The 340-nt window shown below is 65.6% G+C and carries 1 protein-coding gene; it reads left to right on the top strand.

Annotated elements, in window-relative coordinates; translation table 11 throughout:
* Positions 1-24: 24 nt before the first annotated feature.
* On the top strand, positions 25-340 hold a 316-nt coding region (locus D9V41_RS17045), incomplete at its 3' end, for a PIN domain-containing protein (protein WP_481725511.1).

Below are 340 nucleotides of genomic sequence, written 5' to 3'. Positions count from 1 at the left end.
GGTGAGTATGTCCTGGATACCAACGTGGTCTCTGCGTTGCGGGTCCGCGGACGCAACCCATCGGTCGAAGCCTGGGCATCGTCGGTGCCGGTAGTTGACCAGTTCGTGACCGCCACGACGATCAGCGAGCTTGAATGTGGCGTGATCGCCAAGGAACGGTCTGACCCAGCGCAAGGCGTGGTCCTGCGCCGGTGGTTCGAGGAGCGAGTCCTGCCGGCTTTCGCCGATCGGGTGCTGCCGTTCGACCTGGCGGCAGTTCGCATCCTGGCGACCTACCGCGTCCCCGATCACGCGCCGCTGGACGATGCGCTCATCGGCGCGGTCGCTCAATCGAACGGCA

The sequence above is a fragment of the Aeromicrobium phragmitis genome (assembly GCF_003674095.1).
Classification (GTDB): Bacteria; Actinomycetota; Actinomycetes; order Propionibacteriales; family Nocardioidaceae; genus Aeromicrobium; species Aeromicrobium phragmitis.
This window is presented reverse-complemented; position numbering and strand designations above follow the sequence as displayed.